This window comes from Porphyrobacter sp. AAP60 (genome assembly GCF_001296025.1).
Taxonomy (GTDB): Bacteria; Pseudomonadota; Alphaproteobacteria; order Sphingomonadales; family Sphingomonadaceae; genus Erythrobacter.
The window spans coordinates 1-21454 of record NZ_LJHV01000025.1 but is presented as its reverse complement, the minus strand read 5'-3'; the positions used below and the strand labels follow the sequence as shown (position 1 = coordinate 21454).

Below are 21454 nucleotides of genomic sequence, written 5' to 3'. Positions count from 1 at the left end.
GCATCGCCGCAACCGTCATCTTCTGGCTGCCGCAATGAGTCCTGACCCTAGCTGGTAGGTCATCAGATGAAGGTACTCCGGAATGCCGCTGCAGTGGTTGAGTAGACTGCGTAACGGGAATGGTTGTATTGGGCCCCTGAATCTATCGACATTTGAGTAAGCACCGGATATTGTTGTGATGATTGTGCAAATTTGGCAAAATCCGCCGACTGCGTCTGAAGTTGCCTACGGCGTAATCAGAGAGGCGTAATACTGGGGGCCGCGACTTTGCCGAAACATAAAACGGAGGCTTGCCTGATTGAACTGCAGCGTCTGGAAACGGAAATCAGCCAAGTTTTGGCAGATTCAGATAAGCTTCGACTAACGACTGTTGGCATCCACCTTTGCAGTGCGCTCGAGACTCTCCGACAACAGCATCCGAATTTGCTCACACCGAGCCGGTAAGTTTCCTGTCGTTGAGCGAACTGATTCGCGACTCGCGGAATTGCAATTTTCCCCAAAATCCTTTAGCTTAGCGACGTAGATGCATAGCTTAATTTTGGATCAGAGTTGACCTGAGGCGAACAGTTGATGGCGTTGGATTTGCGTTCCGAATCGCAAAGCGAACCTCGAGAGTGGCTCAATCAGTTGACCGCTAAGGAACGCGAAGTTCTCGATCAGATCCTTCTTCACAAGCCGCTCAAAGTCATTGCGCACGATCTAGGGGTCACGCTGAGCGCTGTCGATCAGCGCCTTAAGTCTGCCCGAGTGAAGCTTGGAGCGAGTGATCGAAACGAGGCCGCCCGCACCTATTCCGCACTTCTGGTAACCTGTAGAGAATCCACATGTGGATTTGAGGCGGTGGCGGCCGCACTCGATGCACATGTATTCGCCTCCTCGGAACCGCACTCGCGGTCCACATTCATGCTTGAGGACAGCGCCAACTTTCTGGTGCCGCCCTCGGGCTATGGAGACGGACAAAACAGAGCGGTCCCGGAGGTTCTGGATGACAAATTCGGACGACTATGGCGGGTGGTGGCGATTCCAGTGTTTGCCATCTTCATTGCGGTTCTCGCACTGGCGTTAATTGCGATGGCAAACTCGCTCGGCGAATTGCTCTGACTCGAACCTCCGCAACCTCAGGGTGCTGGCTTAGCCAGTTGGAGACGATCAATGACAATGACAACGGAAGTTGCTGCTCTTCGCATCGTGCGTGATCTCAAGCAGTTTGAAGATGCGATCGATGCGGCAATCGCTGCGCAATGTGCCCTTGGTGCTACGCTCGCGCAGGCGAGGATCGACACGGAATCACCTGCAGTAACCGGCCATGTGGCGATGATGCGACTGGCAAAGGCTGGACAAATGTTGATCTCCGCCCGTGCTGACGCAATCCGCGCGCATGAAGACCTGTACAAGGTGGGCGAGGAGCGCGGCGATCTCTTGACTTCCCCCAAACCCAGAGCATCTTTGGAAAGGTTCGAAGCGGCTGAAGCTGCTTGACGGCATTAGTGGTAAGGCGAAAGGTGAGGCATGGCACTTGTCATGCTCAACCTCCTCCTCGCACTTGCTGCAATCGTAACTGCGACAATCTATGGTGAGAAGCCAGAGCGACGCGGCGCATTGATAATCATACTCATGGCGATAATCGGATTGCTTGGGCAATCTATCTTTCCCCCGCGTTATGGATCGGTCGATCCCCCGCGTTTGATTCAAGATGTCGTCGCTTTTGTGGGCTTTTCGTACTTAGGTATAAATTCGAAGAGGATTTGGCCTTTATGGGCGGCAGCCTTGCAACTGCTAAGCGTTGGGGCGCATTTCGTGAGGGTTCTCGAAATTCCTGTGCGCCCAATCGTTTACGCGTGGATGAAGAGCGGCCCAACTTGGGGCGTTCTGATACTCTTGATTATAGGTACGATTATCAATCGTCGGCGGCGATCGTCGCAAAACAGAGGACGCTTCTCAGACAACTAATTGGCGAAAGCCAGATGGACTCCGCTCAAATCACAATGCGTCTTTTAACGGCGTTTGGTTCAATCGGTGGCGTTTTGTCTGCATCGTCAGATGCACTTGCAAACGTAATCGACAACCCAAACATCGTTGAGCGATTGGCCGCCGCCAAACCCGCGGTGATGGAAGGGTTGGGAGAACAAACGCGACGAATTGCATTCGACCTGCGCGACGTCACCCTTCAGCAATGGATTGTTGGTTTGTTCAAGGGGTATCGTCGCGAACGCATCCATGTCGCTTTGCTTGATCGAGGCCAACGTTTGATTTTCGACGAGCCTCTCAATGAAGGAGAACTCGGGAAAGTTGAAGGCAGTCTTCGCAAAATCGTTCGCAGTGGAATTGGCATTGATGCATCGGGAGTGGTGCTCATGCACAACCACCCATCTGGCGAGGTGAAACCGAGCGCCACGGATATCGAGGAGACACGCCGGATTGCCTATGTTCTCGCCAACCTGGACATGCAGCTTGAGGACCACCTCATTGTAGCTGAGAACAAAATCTTCAGCATGAGGGGGGCCAAGCTGCTGTGACCAACGATGAGTTACTTCACCGAGCTGATGAGTTCGAAGAGCTTGGGCGCACACTTCTTGAGCATGCGCGCCTTCTACGGAGCCAATCGTCGAGATCCGAACCGAAGCGAATTTTTCGGCCCGACACCACAAGCAACCTGATTTTGTTTGCCGAGGCTTTGCTCGCAGCACAAGAACACAGGCTTCGCCATCTCGATGGAAATCTGTTCGGCGAACCCGCGTGGCACATGCTGCTTTTCTTGTTTCAGGCCCTCAAGTCAAGAGGCTGCGTGACGGCTGATCAGGTCTGCCGATCAAGTGGTGCGTTCCAATCCACAGCCCGCCGATGGCTAGCCGTTCTCATAGAGCAAGGGTTGATTGAGACTTGTAGTGACGCACAAAGCGATGGGCTTACGCCGGTCCGTCTCACGGAACTTGGCGAGATTCGAGTGACCAAAATTCTTTTGGGCATGCAGGGCGAGTTTCTACAGTATGGTTGATCGGCTCTCGGCGCCAACTGATCATGAGATAGTGATTTTGTTTACAGACTGCTTCCCGGGACATAACGTGCTTCTCCCGCACGGCGACTTCATATCGAGGCTAATGCGCCCAAAATCCGTTGCGCAGAGTCGCAAATCGAAGCGGTTTCTGGAAGGCCGTCTTTAAGTGTGGAGGCGGATGAGGTGCCAGTCCACTTTTTGGTGAACCGCCCCGAGATTGCTGGAGGCTCCCAGTCCTGAGAAGGTGGAGCCCTTATGAGCAAGATAACGAACAAGTTTTCACCCGAGGTTCGTACCCGTGCGGTGAGGATGGTGCTGGATCACGAAGGCGGTCATCCTTCACGATAGGCCGCCATTGTTTTGATCGCAGCGAAGCATGCGCCGGAACCCAACATGCCTTGGGTGTCGGACTTTACCTATATCGCGACATGGGCAGGCTTCGTTTATGTCGCCTTCGTCATCGATATTTATGCCCGCTATTTCGTGGGCTCGGGGGTCAGCAGGACAGCACACGCCAGCTTCGTTCTGGATGCGCTCGAGCAAGCTATCTACGATCGCCGACCTGTTCATCGTGGCGGACTTGTCCACCACAGCGAGCGCGGCAGCCAATGTGTATCCATCAAATATACCGGGCGGCTCGCCGAGGCCGGTATCGAGCCGTCTGTCGGGAGTGTTGGGACAGCTACGACAACGCCTTTGCCGAGCTAATCAATGCCTTTATCAGGCCGAGGCGATCCACCAGCGAGGTCCATGGCGATCGTTTGAAGCTGTCGAATGTGCTACCCTCGAATGGGTTGATTGGTTCAACAACAGGCGCCTGCTTGAACCCCTCGGGAACATCCCGCCAGTAGAAGCTGAAGAACGATAATACGCCATGCTGGACGACGCCTCAATGGCAGCATTACTTAGACCAAACGGCCTCCAACAGTCCCGGTGCGGTTCAAACTTTCGAATTTAGTGTTACAGGGTTGAAGTTCGCATTCACCTACTCAATTCTGAGTTAGGTGTATTTGCTGCGGCAGCATCTGGCAATTCAATCAGATATTAACCAAGATCAATTAACGTTGACCTATGGGAAATAGCGTAAGGATCCTCCAGCGGTTGTTGGCCGCCCTGCTGCTTGCTACCGGCATGATTTGGGCTACCTCGGCGCAGGCACAGAATTGCGGACAAGCGGCCACGCAAGGCACCGCCCCGCCATCGTGGCAGACCTACTGCTGGCTGAACTTGACCAACTACAATGATGTGACTGCACGCTCGGCCTCAGGGCAAAATCTCACTTTCGCCTTGCCCGATGGTTCAACGCTTACTTTCAACGCACGGGTTACGGGCGGAACGACAACGGCTTACAACAGCGCAACTGCACCGTCTTGGACTGGCGCGGCGATTGGGAACACCGCCTTCATCGGGATCCCGGGTCGGCCTGTTCTTTACACCGCAGCGGCAGGCACCCGCACAATCACGCTTTCAGGGATCACCATTACTCCGCCGGCAGGAGCGACTGCGTCTGTCTTCTCATTCATCGTCGCAGATGCGGAATCAAGCAACCAATCCGAATCTCTCACGATGACCACCAATGGTGCGTCGTGGCAGTTGCTCGACACGGTGCCACCTGTAAATGGTGCCGCTTTTCCGCTCATCGCAGGATTGGGCTCTTCCACAGTCACCATCAACGGCGTCGCGGGCACCGTTGGAGCACATGTTTTAGGGAGCAATAGCCCTACCAACATCACAGTTCAAACCGTGGCAGGCGGCTTGCAAGGTGTCATGTTCGCTGTGCGGTTTGCCTCTATCCGTTTGCAGAAATCATTAGTCGGGACACGCGTCAGCGCGTCAGATCAGTTCCGATATGAAGTCATAAGCAATGCTACGAATACAGTAATATCAGGAGGCACCACCAGCGGCAGCGGTGGCGGACCGTTCACCGGTCCGCCGGTCGTCATGTCAGCAGGTGTTCCTGTGACAATCCGCGAAACCATGGCAGCCGGAAGTACCAGTGTCTTGAGCCAGTATAGTTCCACCCTAACCTGCGTGAATATCGCCGGACCGACCCGTTCTTCGCTACCTAACAATCTCGCCGTGACCAGTTTCAATCTCGGCATGCTGCAATTCGGCGAGGCGCTGGTGTGCACATTCACTAATGGTGCGCGTCCGCGCCTACAGTTAAGGAAGGTGCTCGACGGCGACCGGCGCTTCACCGGCGATCAGTTCACTGTGCGGATCATGCAGGGACAAACAGTTATTGCCGCCTCCACTACCACAGGAACCGGTGGGACGGTCAACTTGGGCGATACCGGATTGGTAACGCTTCAGGCTGGACAGTCCTACAGCATTGACGAAATCGCTGCAGGCACCGCGAACTTAGGCAATTATGATTCTATGCTGAGCTGCAGCAACGCAACGACTGGGACAGGCACGACATTACCGACAGCACTTCCAGGAGTCATCGTCCCAAGTGTAGGTGACACAATTACCTGCGTGATTACAAACGAGCGGCGTAATACAGCCGTGCTCGTCATCGACAAAACCAGTCAGATCATCTCCGATCCGGTCAACGGCACCAGCAATCCAAAGGCAATACCAGGCGCGGTGATTGAATACGCTGTCACAGTTCGCAATGCTGGCCGCATGCGAGTGGACGCAAATTCGATTGTCATTATCGATGCGATGCCGTCGGGAATGGCCTTTGCGGCCGGCACACCCATTACTTTCAACGATGGCTCACCAGCCAGTGGTCTGAGCGCCTTCAACCAGAGCACGATGGTAAGCTTTTCGTCGCAGCCCGGCGGACAGGGCCCGTTCAACTACACCCCCACCGGTGCATTTGACCAAGCGGTGCGGGGTATACGGATCACACCTGCCGGGCGCATGGAGAGATCAAGCAGCGGGACTGACCAGCCCAGCTTTACGGTCCGATTCAGGGCACGTGTCGAATAGAGGTCAATCGTTGCTGAAGATGTGATCTTCGAGGCCAAGCATAGTCACCTCAGGCCCCACTCGAGCGTCGGGAACGGAACCCCGGTCGAGATCGGGGTGGCGTCAACCGGCAAACCGTGTTGGGGGCATTACCCCACTACGGTTGTTGCGATCACGCCCAACGACGGGCGTCAATGTAACACGGCTCAAGCCTCCCCTCATAGCTGGTAGAAACTTCAGGCTCAGACCATAACCAAGCAATATTGTCCAAGCCGAATGGATATGATTGTGGCGCGGGGGTCACGCATCCCTTGCCATCTATCAATCGCCGGAAAGCTTCACACTGAAAACTATGTCCAATCAAACCGCGCCCGCAAGGTTGGCATAGTGCGCGGGGATATCTCAGGAAAGGTCTCAATCACTTCGTCAAACAAAGAAGTCTTTGAGTGACGGCGATTGTAGCGAAACTCGACCTCTGCAAGAAATGCCCAAAGGTTTGTGTCCGCCACCTGACGGTACAGCCGCAGCGTTCTGCGCAGCACAGCCCAGTAGCACTCGATCGGATTATTCGTAACTCCGTCGAAGTTGTGAAACGCGACCTTATGATTTATCGCGACATGATCCCACCCTTCAGCACCAAGCCATCTGTACTGCCCGGCCGCATCGGTGACGATTGTCGAGCCAGGTAAAACAAAACGATCAATTGCCCGTTTGATGGTGGCCGCTTTGTGGTCAGGAACAATACCGGTCACAATTTTCCCGTCGCATTCCAGCCCAAGAACTGTCGCTTGACGCCGCCTGTCGAGGGCCGGATCGACGATAACTCTGAAAAACCCCTCGTCGACGTGAACCCGCTTCCCCGGCCCGCCAAGAGAATCTGGCCGCTGTTGGCTGGCCAGGTGAAGTCTTATCTGATGGCAAAGTCGATGCGCGCTTTTAGCTCCAATACCCAACTGTCGGCGGATGAAAGAAGAGCGCATGCCTGTCTGGCAATTGGTAAACAGCAGTAACGCGTAGAACCAAGCCATCAAAGAGAGATTCGAGCGGTAGAATGCCGTGTCTTTCAAAGGAGAAAGATGCGTCCGGCAACTGTGCTGGTATTTCTTGGTTCCCGCGACATGGAACCACCTGCCACCATATTCTGCGCATCTTGGGCACGATCCTGACCGCCCCCACTTGTGCTCAAACACCTGCTGAAGGCAGGCTTGCTCGGTGGGAAAGCGCCGGAAAAACTCAGTTACGCTCGTTCCCTTGTAGGTTTCCATGGGACGTAATCTTATAGACAACCGAAAACATTGCGATCCGCAAGCGCTTGTTTTCGCTCCGGTGTGAGAACCGGGAACTGGCTGACGAGGTCCCAAAAGGTCTCATGCGACCGCGCGCGGCGAGAATAGCGGAACTCAGCCTCCTTCAGATACAGCCATAGCCTGTGGTGGGATATGCTCTTATACTGCGTCCTGAACATCAACTGAAAATATTTCAGAAAACCGTAGTTCTGGTGTTGCAAGTCGGAGTGCAATCCCAGCACAGGTGACTGATATTGTACCTGCCGCCATGATGATGCGTCGCTCATGAGTTTGAATGCGCTCGGGCAATCAGTGACGAGCTGACTGTCCGGATATGCCTTGATCGTTAGCGCATCGCGCAGGTGCTTTGGAGTGCTTCGAGCGATAACCACCGTCTTCACCGCTGAGCCATCATTTGCGATCAGGATGCGCGCGCTACCATGCCTCCCTTTAGCGCGGCGGATAATGGGCCTGATGGTTTCAAGGCGAACAAATACGGGTGTGTCCTGCCCTCCCAACATGGTTTTGTCGTCCAGCGCGGCCATCTGGTATCGGATTTGCCGACCCATGCGAAATGCGGGATGTTGTGCGATCCCCAAATGCCTTTGTACAAAGGTTCTGCTCAAGCCATGCGCTGAATTGGAAAAATGCAGCATCGCATAAAACCAGAGCTGAAGCGGAATTTGTGTCCCATTCAACAGAGTATCCGCGGTGGGCGATCTGTTCGAATGGCACTGTTGGTGGTGAAATGATCGCAGTCCTTCCAACCTGTACCAGTCTCCAAACCCGCCGCACTTTGGGCATCCATGCTTCAGGAATCGCACGCGAAACATATGGTCAAGACACGCATCATCGGTCGGGAACGCCTCGTAGAACTGCTGCAGGCTCGTTCCCCGGTAGCTTGTTCGAGACGTCTTGTACTCGTGCGCTGCATAACCAAGGTCAAACAGTGCCATCCGAGTACCTCTTTGGAAACCAGCCTTCAACAGGGCCGTGAACGGATCCGGCGTGGCGGGATCACGCTGCTGATGTCCTGAAGGTCAAATTAACTTGGGGGGTGGCATCCACCCTCACGCGCGATGAGCCAACTTGCGGCAAATGGCGTTCACGAAGAATTCCAACGATCTTTTGCGCAGCGGTGCCGTCACCGAACGGATTGACTTTACTAGCCATTGCTTCGAAATCATGCTTATTGTCGAGTAACTGATTGGCCGCCGCCAAGATAGCGGCTTCCGACGTGCCCACCAATCGAGCCGTACCAGCTTCGATAGCTTCGGGGCGCTCTGTGGTCTCTCTCATGATAAGCACCGGAGTCTGAAAGCTGGGTGCCTCCTCTTGAATACCACCACTGTCAGTAAGGATCAGTTCACTTGCATCGAGCATTCTTACAAAATTCGGATAATCCAACGGCTCGATGAGGGCGATATTGTGGATTCCTTCAAGCAGAGGTCGCATCGCTTTACGCACGGCCGGGTTCGGGTGAACCGGAAATATGATCGCGATATCATCGCGCTGCGCCAGCTTGGCCAACGCCTTCGCAATAGCGGTGAGCCCTTCACCAAAATTCTCCCTGCGATGAGCCGTAACTGCGACGATCCGCTTCCCCTCAAACCGTTTGAGCAATGGCTCAATCGCGGAAGCCAAAGCAGGATTGGCGATGACGTGCCTGCGCGTTTCGAGCAAAGCGTCTACCACTGTGTTGCCCGTGACAAAGATGTTTTCATCCGCAATTGTCTCGGCAAGAAGCGCTTGCCGAGCGCGCTGGGTCGGGGCAAAATGCAGGTCGGCAATAATCGCTGTGACCTTGCGATTTAATTCCTCTGGCCAAGGCGAGTAAATATTGCCGCTGCGCAAACCCGCCTCCACATGACCCACCGGTATTTTGCGGAAATAGCATGCTAACGACACCATCATGGCAGTTAGCGTATCCCCGTGGACGAGAACGCGGTCGGGTCGTTCGACGTCGAGCACCGAGCCGAACCGTGTGATAATCCGTGACGAAAGCGCGTCGAGACTCTGACCTTCCTGCATAAGGTCAAGATCAACATCCGGAACAATCTCGGTCATCTGCAGCACTTGATCGAGCATTTCTCGATGCTGTGCGGTCACGACCACGCGCGTATCAAACGCTCCGTCCGCCTTTAGCGCGTGAACCACTGGAAACATCTTGATTGCTTCCGGACGAGTGCCGAAGCTGACGAGTATCTTGGGACAACTTCCGTGCTGCATAGCTCTCATCTTCGATTGGGGCTGTTCGTTACCGACTGCCGCAACTTAACAAGACTCGAATAACAACGATTTAATGGATGGCGAATTATTCCGGTGATTGCCCGCCAATAAGGGGCTGCCACCAGTGCTCATTGTCGAGATACCAGCGCAGGGTCTGCCGCATTCCATCGTCAAAGCTGCGCTGCGGCGCATAGGCCAGTTCGGCGCGCGCCTTGGTCTCATCGATCGCGTAGCGGCGGTCATGGCCGGCGCGGTCGGTCACGAAGGTCTTGAGGCTTGTCGTCGCCTTACCCTTGGCCGCAGGCGCGTCGGGATAGCGATCCGCCAGCCCAGCGATCTCGGCAAAGGCACGGTCAACCTCACGACAGATGGCGCTGATCACTTCCAGATTGGGCAGTTCCGCCCCGCCGCCGATATTATAGGTTTCGCCCGGTTGGCCGCGCAGCAGGCACGCCTCGATCCCGCGACAATGATCCTCGACATGCAGCCAGTCGCGCACGTTCATTCCGTCGCCATAGATCGGCAGATTGCGACCGTGCAGCGCATTCAAAAGGAACAGCGGGATCAACTTTTCGGGATACTGGTAGGGGCCGTAATTGTTCGAACAATTGCTCGTCGTCACCTCGAGCCCGTAGGTGTGGTGGTAGGCGCGCACAAGATGGTCTGACGCAGCCTTGCTCGCCGAATAGGGCGAATTGGGCGCATAGGGCGTTATCTCGGAGAAGGCCGGATCATGGGGACCCAATGATCCGAACACTTCGTCGGTGGAGATATGGTGAAAGCGATGCTCGCGCCCGTCCCCGGCCAGCCAAACGGCACGTGCGGCCTTGAGCAGGCTGTTGGTGCCGAGGATGTTGGTGTCGATAAAGGCATCCGGTCCGGTGATCGAACGGTCGACATGGCTTTCGGCGGCAAAATGCACGATTGTCGCAATATCGCGATCTTGCAGGAGTTGCTCGACCAGCGCGGTATCGCGGATATCACCTTCCACCAGTTCGGCATTGGGCGCGCCGGCAATGGTCGAACGATTCCCGGCATAGGTCAGCGCATCAAGCACGATCACACGATCATCCGGGTGACGGGCATTCCAGTAATGCACGAAATTACCGCCGATAAAGCCGGCGCCTCCGGTAACGAGCAGATTAGGCAAGCTGAGCTTCCTCTTTAAGCATCAGGCGCAGATTGTCGCGCCAGGGAACCGGCGATTCCCCAAGCAAGGCGCGCGTAGCGCTGCAATCGAGCAGCGAGTACGCAGGGCGCGTGGCCGGGGTGGGATATTCGGCGGTGGTGATCGGACGGATTGCGGGAATGCGCGCGACAAGACCGAGTGCATGGGCCTCCTCGGCGATTGCGACAGCAAATTCGTACCAGCTGATCGCCCCGTCATCGCAATGGTGAAATGTACCGGTGGCACCTTTCTCGACCAGCGCCCAGAGAGTGCGCGCAAGGCCCGTCGCCCAAGTTGGCGCGCCCACCTGATCGGCCACCACCCCAAGCTCTTCACGCTCGTTCATGAGGCGGATCATGGTGCGCACGAAGTTCGCGCCGCCTGCTTCATACACCCAAGCGGTGCGCACCAGCAGGTCTTCAGGCCGCAAATGGTCCTCACCCTCGGCCTTGGTCCGCCCATAGGCCGAAAGGGGGTTGCGGGTGTCATCGGGCCGGTAAGGCCGCGTGGCCGTGCCGTCGAACACGAAATCGGTCGAGACGTGGACGAGCTTGCCACCGGTCTCAGCCATCGCCGCGACCATTGCTTCGATGGCATCGGCATTGATCGCGCGGGCGAGATCTTCTGCCCCTTCCGCCTTGTCGACCGCAGTATAGGCTGCCGCGTTGAGGATTACGTCCGGCGCTTCGACCGTCAGTCGCGCGCGCAGCATCGACACATCGGTAAAGTCGCAATCATTGGAATCGATCGCGTTCAGTTCGGCCCATGCGGGTGCCAGCCGCTGCAATGCGCCCCCCAATTGTCCGCTTGCGCCAGTAATCAGCACCTTCATGCGAACACCGGCACATCGGCGAGGGCAAGTCCGCTTGCGTCCTTATCAGAGATGATCGGGTCAATGCCGGTCGCAGGCCACACGATGCCGACCTCAGGGTCATTCCACGCCAGCGAATGTTCGCTCTGCGGCACATAGGGCGCGGTGCATTTGTAGAGGAAGTCAGTGTCATCTTCCAATGTCAGGAAGCCATGAGCAAAGCCTTCGGGAACCCAGAACATCCGCCGATTGTCTGCGCTGAGTTCGACACCCACCCATTGGCCGAAATGCGGCGACGACCGACGCAAGTCAACCGCCACATCAAATACCGCGCCGCGCGTTACACGTACAAGCTTGCCTTGCGGGCCCGGGTTCTGGAAATGCATCCCGCGCAACACACCCTTTTGCGAGCGGCTGTGGTTGTCCTGCACGAAGGTCAGATCAAGACCGGCCTCCGCAAAGGCCGCCGCATTCCATGTCTCCATGAAAAAGCCTCGAGCATCGCCGAATACGCGCGGCTCGATGACCAGTGGGCCGGGAATAGCAGTTTCAACAATTTTCACGGCAACACCGGGCTCTCGAGCAGTTTCAGCAGGTATTCGCCATAACCCGACTTGCGCAGCGGCTCGGCGATAGCACGCAACTGGTCGGCGGTGATGAAACCTTGGCGCAAGGCAATTTCTTCGGGGCAACAGATCTTGAGGCCTTGGCGCTCCTCGGTGATCCGCACATAGGTGGCCGCGTCGAGTAGCGAGGCATGCGTTCCCGTGTCGAGCCATGCAAAACCGCGCCCCATGATCTCCACCGACATCGCGCCTTCGTCGAGGTACAGGCGATTGAGATCGGTAATCTCGAGCTCTCCGCGCGCCGAGGGCTTCATGTCCCGCGCACGATCGACCACCGTCTCGTCATAGAAATACAGGCCGGTAACAGCGTAGTTGGACTTCGGCGCCTTGGGCTTCTCTTCGATCGAGATTGCCTTACCGCTCGCATCGAATTCTACCACGCCGAAAGCCTGCGGCTCATTGACCCGATAAGCGAACACGCTCGCCCCTGACTCGCGCGCAGTCGCATTTTTGAGGAGATCGGGCAGTCCGTGGCCGTAGAAGATATTATCGCCCAGTATCAGTGCGCTCGGCCCGCCGCGTACGAAATCGGCGCCGATATGGAATGCCTGCGCCAAACCTTCAGGCTTTGGCTGCACCGCATAGGACAAGGCCACGCCGAAAGCCGATCCATCGCCCAGCACACGCTGAAACTGTTCGGCGTCTTCAGGGGTAGTGATGATCAGGATATCGCGAATTCCCGCCAGCATCAGCGTGCTGAGCGGGTAGTAGATCATCGGCTTGTCGAAGATCGGCATCAACTGCTTGGAGACGCCGCGCGTTAGCGGATAAAGCCGGGTACCCGAACCTCCGGCAAGGATGATACCGCGCCTCGCCTTTTGTCGATCAGCAAAAATTTGATGCCCCCAAGGTGCAGTTGTGAAGGTCGCACGCTCTTGCATCTGCGCAGTGCTAGGTCAAGTTACTGAGGGGAGCTATTGAAGGTCAGGCACGGTGCTGCCTTAAAGATTCAAAGACTTGATGAGAGGTCTGACGACCGTGTTGCAGTCTACTGGTACGCCAAAGAGAGATTGCTCATGATGACGAGCGCAATGAGAGCCATTCGAACCAGATGCCATTCATAGGTCTGCCGGACATCATCGGCGCGATCGCACTGGTTATACACGGGCCGGTCAACTCCAAGCGTCGCTGACCCCCATGATGCAGGCCCAGATGCTGCCGCCTGAGCAACGAGGCGCACATTCCCGCTGAAGCTTACACAGCAATACTTTCGAGATACCGCAACATCCCCTCATATCCGGTGGCGGTGAGATAGATCAAATGCCGGTCATTGTCATCTGCATCCCGCTCCCACCTTATAAGTCCGCTTTGCTCCAGAACCCTAAGCCACCGCACTGCGGTTGGCTTTGGAGAAACTTTATTAATGTCAGCGCTTTCGAAGCTTACCATCTCGCTAGTCGACTGGCGTATAAAGATATTGAGCAGCATGTCCCAAGCGGGCTCACCGAAGATTTCATTGTTACCCAAAAAGTCAACGCGTGATCGTCGCTCATGATAGACACGTTGGGCAGTTTGAAGAGCACTTTGTGACGGTTTTTGCGCGGGCTCGAGCGCCGAACCCAAAGACGCGCAACCGCTGGTCACACGGATTTCGTCAAGAAGTGAATGGACAGCGTCTAGCTGCTCAGACAGTTTCTTCACGTCGACGGCATCCATGGTGAAAGCTCCGTTTTAATTCCTATCACGATGACATTCATTTCTTAACGAAGGGGGCTGAACTAAAATTAAGATTTAGCAAACGCATTAAACCTGCACCTTGATTTTTGAGCGAGTTGCAAAAGCCGCAACTCCGGATCAATCCTGGTGGTGTAGCTTTGCGTTAAAGAAACAGACCGTTCTGGATGCTTGGCAGCCATCGCTTGAATCGATTATGCTTAATCAGAACGTTTCTTGCCTTTTAATCTCCGAGCTTCTGCTTTCCAGCTGGTGGGTCATCTGAGCAGGTCGCGAAGATCAGTGTAGTGTGAGCTTTGCGTCTGGATTAATGTAGCCTTTCGAGATGGGAGCGCTGCAAGCTCGATATTCGATGCTCTGCCGTGTGATCCTTTTGCGCTGTTTGATGATAGTGCAGGCCCTGCCCGATTGGACGTCAGCAGGCGCCACGCTGGAGGAACCTTTGTGGTTACGCTGGGCTCGCGGCCGAGCACCAATCTCAATCCGGCGACATCTCGTCATGACTACGGGATCAGCGGAACAGGCAGGTCACATCCTTGCGGCTGTCAGTACATCCATCGCGCCAGCGTTGCACATCGGCGAGGATGATCTCCCGCGACTTGCCGATCTACAAAATGAGGTCGAGATGGGACGCCAAAGCACTCAGATTACGCTTCACCGTCGATGCTCCCGGCCGTTCGCACGAGCCAGTACGGCAGGGCGTCAGTAAGTCTGGCATGATGGGGGTCGCCTTGAATGCCGGGCGCTAGTGGAATCCGCCTGACAGGCGAAGACCTTTCGTGCAAATATCAGGCTGACTGTGTCATCGTAAAATCAAACTTGGGCCAATGAGTAGCCTGTTCAAGTTGTATTGTTTGCTAGTGGTCATCAACCAGCGCGTTAAGTTCATCTTCAAAAGCTTCGGCAACGGTAATTCGGTGTGTTTCAACATCCTGTTTCGGAGGCACACTGGCCGGTCCGCTTGTGTCTTTGAAGGCCTCTGATACCGATATCTGACGAGCACGGACCGTTGACATAACCGGGCCTGCCGTTGACGGCGTCGGCGTGGTACCGGGAATAATGACCCTGATATTCTCTGCGAGCTGAGCTGTGAGGACTGTACCTTGCGCGATCTTGCCGCTCTCGCCTGTAATAAAGCCAGCCAGCGGCCCTGCAGCCGCTACGCTTCCTATCGAGGTTAAGGTTCCTCGGCCATCTTCCCGAAAGACACCCGCGAGCTTAACCTGCCTGTCGCCAAGCAGCAGGTAATCGACCTCGACCTCAATCTTGCCAGATTTTCCAAAAACTCCTCGGCCCGTGGCCCATCTCACATGCCCAAACGCGAGAGTTCCCTTGGGAATGACAACATATCCGCCCAGCAAGACATCCTCTGATAAAGCCATATTGAATTGGTCGTCTTCAGCCCAGCTCCCCCCCTGCGTGGTCACCGTCTGCGTCATTTGGAGCGCGATGGGGGTACCTGCGGGCAATTCTGCGCGGCGGTAGACCACTACCTCAGACGCATCATCGCTAGGCGTCTCGACGTTTTGCGCGGAGACCAACGACGCAGATAATGCAATCAGAAACGTGGTAAAAACTTTCACAATACCCCCTCGCGCTTTGTAAAAATTCGTAGGGTGGGATTAATGGCAGATTATGTCTAACATTACCGGCCTGATTGATAGGGGGTTAACCGTAATTTCCCCGCCTTTTGGCAATTAAGTGGTGCCAAGGTCTACCGCTTGTGACGTGCTCCCGTGATTATTACCCGCACGAGAGAGAGGCTGGCTCATTCTGCACTGCTACCCAACCTCGGATCACGTGGGTCTGAAGTTTTCGGCCTTGCTAAGGTCCGGTGGGCTGGTTTCACCATCTAAGTTTGCCGACGCGGTCGGAGGATATTTTAGGTCGCACTGCTTGAAGAGTCCGGAGCCCGGTACGAAGGTGATGATCGCAACCGATCCGGTGGAGTTTCGCAAAGGGGCGGTTTCGCTTTCGGCACTGGTCGGGCCCGGCTTAGTTGCCCTTCACCACTCGTCAGAAAATGGATCAGGGCCTTGGGCATTCGGGGACGCCTATCAGGCGGAGTTGCCTGAATCACGTCTTGATAGGAGCGATAAAATATCGATCTGCCGGAAGTCATACTGATCGATTAGGGAAGCAGTTTTTTCAGTGCTTGAGCCCGCTCCAAAGCGTCCAACTCATTCAGCTCTTGCTTCCAGATCGGATGAACCACGTTTATTCCATTCACATTACGCGTATCAGATCACGAAAATCAAAGTGAACTCCAGGCAATTCCGCCAGCCAGCAGCGACCCAAGCAGGATTACCAGAATAAAATCGATTTCCCACCAGTCACCATTCTTGGCCGAATCATCTTTGATACCAAGCCTTTGAGCCAACCAAGATCTTAAAGGGCGCAACGAATAGTCTTTCAAGGGAGTAAGGTGGAAAGCGCGGTACTGGGTTTCCCGGGAGCAACGCAATCTCGCCCGATAGAATGAATGCTAACGGTTTTTCAGGTCGCCATCCAGTTGTTTGAGGCGAACGCGCATCATCCCCTCTACAGACATGCCTATCCACGCTTTTGTTGCACGGTTCAGTCTCGCTGAATCGCTTTATCGTTGATGACGGCGCAGGTGAGCAATGTCACATCAGCTCCCCTGAAATCAAGCGCAGCGAAGCTTTCCGCATGAACCCGTTTCAAAGGCCAGTCCGCGCTGCGCCTTCGCATGAAACCATTTCGCCTACCATCAGCAGCGCCAGCAATAGCCCGGGTTAGGCAGCAATGATCGCCCCATATGACACGACTATCAACCGGTCGAGCTGGAATCACGGCCTTCCGGCCAGCACCTGCCCGGCAGGTGTAACGCTACGGCGATGTTCGGGTGCGTAGGGATGCATCATCACCGGTGCGAGAAGGACCTTGCTGCAGCCCGAAGATATGCGCAGTGACCTCAATCCTCGATAGCGCAGCAAGAACGCTGCAGCGCTGCTCCCGGATCGCCGCCAGCGTTTTCCTTCAGGATCGCTCGGAATGCGTGACGCGCTGTGATCGTCCCCTGCCAATGGCCCCTATCGCGAGAAGCACGACACCAGCAGCACCGACATCAGCAAGCCAGTCCGCCCAGCTCGGCTCGCGCCCGACCTGGGGAATGCCCTGCACAACTTCGATCGCTCCGCCGAAAACGGCCAATCCGGCGAAGATGAAAACCAGTCGAAGGCGCGGATAGGCAAACGCCGCAAGGCCCGCGAGCACCACGAAAGCTATCACGTGAAGCAGCTTGTCGCCCGGATTACCCGGAATGGACGGCGGCTGATGCAAGCTGGCCATGACAAAGGCAAACACCAGTGCTGACCAGAACAGCAACTGGAACAGGCGTTCAATCAGCATTGGATTCTCGTTGTTCCTTGGTTGGCGCAGCAAAGGGTACACGGAGCTACGACCGGAATGGATAGGGGTACACCAGCAAGACCGCAAAGCGGCTTTGACACTTGCGAGCAATATGGGAACGCGCCGGCAATGTCACTTCGGTTGCGCTGAAATGGAGCGCGCCCGGAGTAGCAGCATTCAGGCACTCCCCCGCAGCGAGGTTCACCGCGCCCTCATGTGCGCGTGCGTGGTTCCCGTGCGGCTGCGCGAGTTCGGCGCGACTGGAACGGCAGGTTAGTGCCCGGGAAGGTGGGGGATGGAGAACGAGGCCTATCCGTGCGGCTTCAAGGCCGTGCATAAATCCTGACGGCCAATTTTGCGTTTTGCCGGGCTTTTGCTGGCCCTTCTTGAGCGGCCGCTCTCGTCATCGCGCCACCGGTTGGCCTTCGGCCAGCTTCGCTTCCCCTACTTGAGCGCCAGTTTTCATTATCGCGCTACCGCTTCATCTCCTTGAGCGCCAGTTCATCTTATCGGGCGTGGGGTATTTGCCTTCGGATTTTCAGGTGCTTGTGACGTGACCCCCAGACTTCTCCCAGCTGAGCTTAGAGCCGGGGCTTCCACCTCTACTCCCTCGCGCAGCATCCCCACCTCAATTAAAGGCCTTTGCAACCAAAGACGATTGGAGGTTGCTTACTCACAGCAGTTCACGTCTGACTTTTTTGAGACGGTTCATTTTTTTGGAGGACAGCGTTCCTTCTAATAGGGCAATGCAATGACTTTGCACAGCAAACCATCAGTGCTCGTGACCGGCGGCGCGGGCTATATCGGCAGCCATGCGGTGCTCGCGCTAAAGGACGCGGGCTGGCCGGTGGCAGTGATCGACAATCTTTCGACCGGTTTCCGGTTTGCGATTCCCGACGGCGTGCCTTTCTACGACGGCGATATCGAGGATGCAGTGTTGCTGACGCGGATATTTTCCGAACAGGCTACGGGCGCGATCATGCACTTTGCCGGGTCAATCATCGTTCCCGAAAGCGTCACCGACCCGCTGAAGTATTACCACAACAACACCGCTAAGAGCCGCGCGCTCATCGCTGGCGCGGTTACAGCTGGCGTCCGGCATTTCATTTTTTCCTCGACCGCGGCGGTATATGGCATCCCCGCTGTGGCTGCCGTTGACGAGAATACGCCGCAGCGCCCAATCAACCCCTACGGCTGGTCAAAGCTGATGACCGAGCGGATGCTCGCCGATGTTGCCACTGCACATCCGATCAATTACGGTGTGCTGCGGTATTTCAACGTCGCAGGCGCTGACCCACAGGCGCGTGGCGGGCAATCAACCGCTGGCGCGACCCATCTCATCAAGGTCGGTGTCGAGGCGGCGCTGGGCCTGCGCGAAGCGGTGAGCGTGTTTGGCACTGACTATGCGACTGCTGACGGCACAGGGGTGCGAGATTACATCCATGTCAGCGATCTGGCGGCGGCGCATGTGCTCACACTGGAGGCGCTGATTGCCAATCCCTCCCACTCGTTGACGATGAATTGCGGCTATGGACGGGGGTTCTCGGTCAATGAAGTGCTCGACGCGGTCGACCGGGTGACGAACCGCCAGCTTGTTCGCCGGCTGGAGCCTCGCCGCGCAGGCGATCCCGATTCGCTGATTGCCGATTCGCGTCACCTGCGCGGAACCCTCGGCTGGGAGCCTGCCCATGCCGATCTCGATACAATTATCGCACATGCGCTGGGGTGGGAGCGAAAACTGGCCGATTTGCGCAGGAGCGACGGCGACACTTCGAGCTGACAAAACCTAAGACCGTCCCACTCAAGCAACCACGCTTTTTGTTTATCGCGCTGCCGCTGACGCTATTTAGGCACAAGATCAGCTTATTGGACGAGGGAAATATCTAATAGTAGAAAAAAATAAAAAGGCCCGAACTGCAGATCGTTGGCATGGCGTACGTTTCTCTGGATGTCCGCTGACGATTAACGGCGTTGCCGGCCTGAGCCGAGGAGGGATATGGCACTAGATGGATGCGATTGAGTTCGTCAGGAAAATTGCAGCGAATGAGGGCTGACGAGCCTGAAAAAGCGTTACATGAAGAAGCGCAAAAGAGCCATAAAACATTGATGTATAATTTTAGTTTGGTCAGGGTTCAAATCTTGTCCGACACAATCTAGCGCGCTGCCATTACGGCTACAGAGATACAAATGGTGCAGGATCGCCGCAATGCACGAAAGAGCAACGGCCCCCGCACAGAGGCAGGTAGGGACGGGAGCAGCAGCAACGCCCTCAGGCACGGTGTTCTCAGCAAGCATGCTCTCAGCGAGCTTGAGGATATGGCTGCTTTTAATGCATTCTTGGCATAGCTTGCGGGCGAACTTGAACCGATCTCGGTGGTCGAGTCTGTGCCGGTTGAGCGAATTGCGACCCTCCTATGGCGCGAGAAGCTCTTCGCGTTAGCTGAAGCTGCGAAAATTGCGGAGAACATCGGATTCATGGCAAAATTCGGCGAACAGATCCCGCTAGTACCTGCGATTGGAAATCAACTCCTCGTCGGCCGGTATCAAACAGTGCTCTCGCACCAGCTGCGCGAAGCGCTGAATGATCGACGGCAGAAGCAGGAGCGGCAGCTATTCCGGATCGACGTGCTGAATGGCAGCATGGACTGATAGGGTGCTGAATTGTTCAGGCGCGCACCAAAATAGCAACCTGAGTAGGCCCACAACAATCAGCGCGCAATCGATACCGAGGATATCGAAACCGAAGTCGCTCCAGTCTGGTTGCCGCTCCACTCCCGGCAGGAACTGCAGCAGTTCAGTCAACCCGGCCAGCAGGCCAAAGGTGAGGATCAGGTGGGTCAGCGGGGTGCGAGAGTAGGCCGTAACCGCGAGTAAGGTCATCGCGGCGAAGGCCACGAAATGCAGCAAGGAATCATCGTAGCCCGCTAGCGGTAGGCCGGATATGTCGGCCAAGGCAAAGAACACACTGCCAGAGACGATAGCGGTGAGCACCAGACCGCGCCAGATGGTAATCAAGCTGGGTATGATCACGTCGACGTGGGGTGCTTCTCGGGACGCAAGCGCACGCCGGGGGATGTGGCCGGATCACCGATGAACTCGATGCCAGCCGCTTCGAGAACGGCTTGGATACATTCCAGCGTTCCAGCGCGAGAGGACGGTACACCTTCCACGGCCTCCATCCGCTGCACCGTTTTCCAGCTCACATTGGCCAGCGCCGCAAGTTCGGCCGCCGAAATCTTCAGCATCGCTCTGGCATCTCGAATTTGCGCAGCAGTGATCAATTGACGTCGATGCCCTTATGTCATCTTTTATGACTTATGAGAAAGCCAACTGAATAACAAATAGAACCAATCTTCGAGCGCTACCAAGGCGCCTATTCCGAACGCACCCTGGCTAGCTACCAAAATGACCTCGAACAGTTCTAAACTTGGTGCGAAAATAGGGAGTGGGGATGGCTGCCGGCTTCGCCAGCCACAGTTGCCGCGTTCATCGATAAAGAAACAAAATGCAAGGCGCTATCCACGGTCAAACGCCGCGTTGAGGCAGTGAAACTCACGTAAAGTATGCTCGACCCGCCCTCCCCTGTCGCCAACAGCGAGGTCAAGCTCGCCCTGCGGCGAGCGATGCGCAGCAATCGGGCTCGCCCAAAGCAATCGCACAGGCTAACGCACGAGATACTCGGGCGCATCCTTGCTGCATGTCAAGATACTCTGGCGGGGAAACGGGACGCTGCGATTATCTGCGTCGGCTACGACAACCTCGCCCGAAGTTACGAATTATCGCTGCTGGAGGTCGAGCATCTGTCAAGCGATTGCTCGACGATCCTGATCCCGCGCTCGAAAACGGATCAGGCAGGAGACGGGCGTCTTGCCTATCTCGCCCCGCGCACGCAGGCGATCCTGATGGATTGGCTTTATAGTAGCGGAATCACCAGCGGACCGTTGTTCCAGAGCCTGCACACGCGCAAGCTATCCGGACAGCCTCTTTCGACCTCAGCGATCCGCAGATTGGTCAAGCGTGAGGGAATGCGTGCCAAGGCGGGCGGCGAAGATGCAGTCCTGCTATCCGGTCACTCGATGCGGGTGGGCGCAGCCCAAGACATGATGATCGCCGGGCTTGATCATATCGCGATCATGCAGGCCGGCGGGTGGAAAACGATCAACGTGGTCGCCCGCTATGTCGAGAACGCTGCGGCACAGAACCTGCATCAACGCCGATGGGCAACCATAGCGGGTTAGAGCGCGGGCATTACCCCGCCCGTACTAACAGCGTGACCTCGGCACCGCTGAAATCGAGCCTATCCAGACTCTCCGTATACAGGCATTCTCCTGCACAGGCTCGTGCCGCGCTGTCGCGCGACATCACTTCGCCCGCCAG

The 21454-nt window shown here is 56.0% G+C and carries 21 protein-coding genes and 1 pseudogene; 9 read left to right on the top strand and 13 right to left on the bottom strand.

From position 1 onward, the window contains the following. The first annotated feature begins 570 nt into the window (after nt 1–570). From IP79_RS14700 to IP79_RS15310, 6 genes and pseudogenes are all read left to right on the top strand, one after another. The gene (locus tag IP79_RS14700) at nt 571–1101 is read left to right on the top strand and encodes a sigma factor-like helix-turn-helix DNA-binding protein (protein ID WP_054120066.1); all 531 of its coding nucleotides are present in this window, start codon (nt 571–573) and stop codon (nt 1099–1101) included. A gap of 51 nt (nt 1102–1152) precedes the next feature. Further along, the gene (locus tag IP79_RS14695) at nt 1153–1479 is read left to right on the top strand and encodes a hypothetical protein (protein WP_156318361.1); all 327 of its coding nucleotides are present in this window, start codon (nt 1153–1155) and stop codon (nt 1477–1479) included. A 275-nt stretch (nt 1480–1754) separates the two neighbouring features. Beyond that, nucleotides 1755–2516: a JAB domain-containing protein gene (locus tag IP79_RS15315; protein ID WP_082337259.1), complete on the top strand. Its 762-nt coding sequence runs from the start codon at nt 1755–1757 to the stop codon at nt 2514–2516. Beyond that, nucleotides 2513–2995: a hypothetical protein gene (locus tag IP79_RS14680; RefSeq protein WP_054120062.1), complete on the top strand. Its 483-nt coding sequence runs from the start codon at nt 2513–2515 to the stop codon at nt 2993–2995. Before IP79_RS15315 ends, IP79_RS14680 begins: the two co-directional genes overlap by 4 nt. 378 nt (nt 2996–3373) lie before the next feature. Next, a pseudogene (locus tag IP79_RS14675) lies at nt 3374–3863 on the top strand (DDE-type integrase/transposase/recombinase); the annotation flags it as partial. Nucleotides 3864–4099: 236 nt separating this feature from the next. Then, nucleotides 4100–5932: a CshA/CshB family fibrillar adhesin-related protein gene (locus tag IP79_RS15310; RefSeq protein WP_197273842.1), complete on the top strand. Its 1833-nt coding sequence runs from the start codon at nt 4100–4102 to the stop codon at nt 5930–5932. A gap of 329 nt (nt 5933–6261) precedes the next feature. Here the strand turns inward: IP79_RS15310 and IP79_RS14660 are convergent, their stop codons facing one another. The 11 genes from IP79_RS14660 to IP79_RS14615 form a co-directional block, all read right to left on the bottom strand. After that, nucleotides 6262–7176 (bottom strand): IS1595 family transposase, encoded by a 915-nt coding sequence (locus IP79_RS14660; RefSeq protein WP_082337257.1) that lies wholly within the window; start codon nt 7174–7176, stop codon nt 6262–6264. An 11-nt stretch (nt 7177–7187) separates the two neighbouring features. Next, nucleotides 7188–8153 (bottom strand): hypothetical protein, encoded by a 966-nt coding sequence (locus IP79_RS15590; protein ID WP_156318360.1) that lies wholly within the window; start codon nt 8151–8153, stop codon nt 7188–7190. Between the two features lie 61 nt (nt 8154–8214). Beyond that, nucleotides 8215–9426: a non-hydrolyzing UDP-N-acetylglucosamine 2-epimerase gene (gene wecB / locus IP79_RS14650; protein ID WP_082337256.1), complete on the bottom strand. Its 1212-nt coding sequence runs from the start codon at nt 9424–9426 to the stop codon at nt 8215–8217. A gap of 85 nt (nt 9427–9511) precedes the next feature. Next, a complete protein-coding gene (gene rfbB / locus IP79_RS14645; protein WP_054120057.1) occupies nt 9512–10576 on the bottom strand; it encodes a dTDP-glucose 4,6-dehydratase in 1065 nt (354 codons plus the stop codon). Further along, a complete protein-coding gene (rfbD, locus tag IP79_RS14640; protein WP_054120056.1) occupies nt 10569–11426 on the bottom strand; it encodes a dTDP-4-dehydrorhamnose reductase in 858 nt (285 codons plus the stop codon). Before rfbD ends, rfbB begins: the two co-directional genes overlap by 8 nt. Continuing rightward, on the bottom strand, nt 11423–11968 hold the full coding sequence (rfbC, locus tag IP79_RS14635; RefSeq protein ID WP_054120055.1) for a dTDP-4-dehydrorhamnose 3,5-epimerase: 546 nt from the start codon (nt 11966–11968) through the stop codon (nt 11423–11425). Before rfbC ends, rfbD begins: the two co-directional genes overlap by 4 nt. Continuing rightward, the gene (gene rfbA / locus IP79_RS14630) at nt 11965–12867 is read right to left on the bottom strand and encodes a glucose-1-phosphate thymidylyltransferase RfbA (protein ID WP_054120067.1); all 903 of its coding nucleotides are present in this window, start codon (nt 12865–12867) and stop codon (nt 11965–11967) included. Before rfbA ends, rfbC begins: the two co-directional genes overlap by 4 nt. A gap of 358 nt (nt 12868–13225) precedes the next feature. Further along, nucleotides 13226–13687, bottom strand: a complete 462-nt coding sequence (locus IP79_RS14625) for a hypothetical protein (protein ID WP_054120054.1) — start codon at nt 13685–13687, stop codon at nt 13226–13228. Nucleotides 13688–14562: 875 nt separating this feature from the next. Next, nucleotides 14563–15144: a hypothetical protein gene (locus tag IP79_RS14620; RefSeq protein ID WP_156318359.1), complete on the bottom strand. Its 582-nt coding sequence runs from the start codon at nt 15142–15144 to the stop codon at nt 14563–14565. 815 nt (nt 15145–15959) lie between these two features. Continuing rightward, nucleotides 15960–16085: a hypothetical protein gene (locus IP79_RS15880; RefSeq protein WP_267886227.1), complete on the bottom strand. Its 126-nt coding sequence runs from the start codon at nt 16083–16085 to the stop codon at nt 15960–15962. A 620-nt stretch (nt 16086–16705) separates the two neighbouring features. Further along, nucleotides 16706–17077 (bottom strand): hypothetical protein, encoded by a 372-nt coding sequence (locus IP79_RS14615; RefSeq protein ID WP_054120052.1) that lies wholly within the window; start codon nt 17075–17077, stop codon nt 16706–16708. Between the two features lie 751 nt (nt 17078–17828). On the opposite strand from IP79_RS14615, the gene galE reads away from it, so the two are divergent. Both galE and IP79_RS15585 read left to right on the top strand, forming a co-directional pair. Next, nucleotides 17829–18857 (top strand): UDP-glucose 4-epimerase GalE, encoded by a 1029-nt coding sequence (gene galE, locus IP79_RS14610; RefSeq protein ID WP_054120051.1) that lies wholly within the window; start codon nt 17829–17831, stop codon nt 18855–18857. Nucleotides 18858–19450: 593 nt separating this feature from the next. Further along, a complete protein-coding gene (locus IP79_RS15585) occupies nt 19451–19726 on the top strand; it encodes a hypothetical protein (RefSeq protein ID WP_156318358.1) in 276 nt (91 codons plus the stop codon). On the opposite strand, the gene IP79_RS14605 is transcribed toward IP79_RS15585, so the two are convergent. Together IP79_RS14605 and IP79_RS14600 are read right to left on the bottom strand one after the other, a co-directional pair. Then, nucleotides 19688–20107, bottom strand: a complete 420-nt coding sequence (locus tag IP79_RS14605; protein ID WP_054120050.1) for a hypothetical protein — start codon at nt 20105–20107, stop codon at nt 19688–19690. The genes IP79_RS15585 and IP79_RS14605 overlap by 39 nt on opposite strands. Continuing rightward, nucleotides 20104–20322: a transcriptional regulator gene (locus IP79_RS14600; RefSeq protein ID WP_233994242.1), complete on the bottom strand. Its 219-nt coding sequence runs from the start codon at nt 20320–20322 to the stop codon at nt 20104–20106. The genes IP79_RS14605 and IP79_RS14600 overlap by 4 nt, the downstream gene beginning before the upstream one ends. A gap of 318 nt (nt 20323–20640) precedes the next feature. On the opposite strand from IP79_RS14600, the gene IP79_RS14595 reads away from it, so the two are divergent. Continuing rightward, on the top strand, nt 20641–21315 hold the full coding sequence (locus IP79_RS14595; protein WP_054120048.1) for a tyrosine-type recombinase/integrase: 675 nt from the start codon (nt 20641–20643) through the stop codon (nt 21313–21315). Nucleotides 21316–21454: the final 139 nt, after the last annotated feature.

Coding starts and splice junctions, on each gene's coding strand:
- IP79_RS14700 (WP_054120066.1), top strand. CDS start 571: ATGGCGTTGGATTTGCGTTCCGAATCGCAAAGCGAACCTCGAGAGTGG.
- IP79_RS14695 (WP_156318361.1), top strand. CDS start 1,153: ATGACAATGACAACGGAAGTTGCTGCTCTTCGCATCGTGCGTGATCTC.
- IP79_RS15315 (WP_082337259.1), top strand. CDS start 1,755: ATGGGCGGCAGCCTTGCAACTGCTAAGCGTTGGGGCGCATTTCGTGAG.
- IP79_RS14660 (WP_082337257.1), bottom strand. CDS start 7,176: ATGGAAACCTACAAGGGAACGAGCGTAACTGAGTTTTTCCGGCGCTTT.
- IP79_RS15590 (WP_156318360.1), bottom strand. CDS start 8,153: ATGGCACTGTTTGACCTTGGTTATGCAGCGCACGAGTACAAGACGTCT.
- wecB (WP_082337256.1), bottom strand. CDS start 9,426: ATGCAGCACGGAAGTTGTCCCAAGATACTCGTCAGCTTCGGCACTCGT.
- rfbD (WP_054120056.1), bottom strand. CDS start 11,426: ATGAAGGTGCTGATTACTGGCGCAAGCGGACAATTGGGGGGCGCATTG.
- IP79_RS14625 (WP_054120054.1), bottom strand. CDS start 13,687: ATGGATGCCGTCGACGTGAAGAAACTGTCTGAGCAGCTAGACGCTGTC.
- IP79_RS14620 (WP_156318359.1), bottom strand. CDS start 15,144: ATGACGCAGACGGTGACCACGCAGGGGGGGAGCTGGGCTGAAGACGAC.
- IP79_RS14615 (WP_054120052.1), bottom strand. CDS start 17,077: ATGCTGATTGAACGCCTGTTCCAGTTGCTGTTCTGGTCAGCACTGGTG.
- galE (WP_054120051.1), top strand. CDS start 17,829: ATGACTTTGCACAGCAAACCATCAGTGCTCGTGACCGGCGGCGCGGGC.
- IP79_RS14600 (WP_233994242.1), bottom strand. CDS start 20,322: ATGCTGAAGATTTCGGCGGCCGAACTTGCGGCGCTGGCCAATGTGAGC.
- IP79_RS14595 (WP_054120048.1), top strand. CDS start 20,641: ATGCTCGACCCGCCCTCCCCTGTCGCCAACAGCGAGGTCAAGCTCGCC.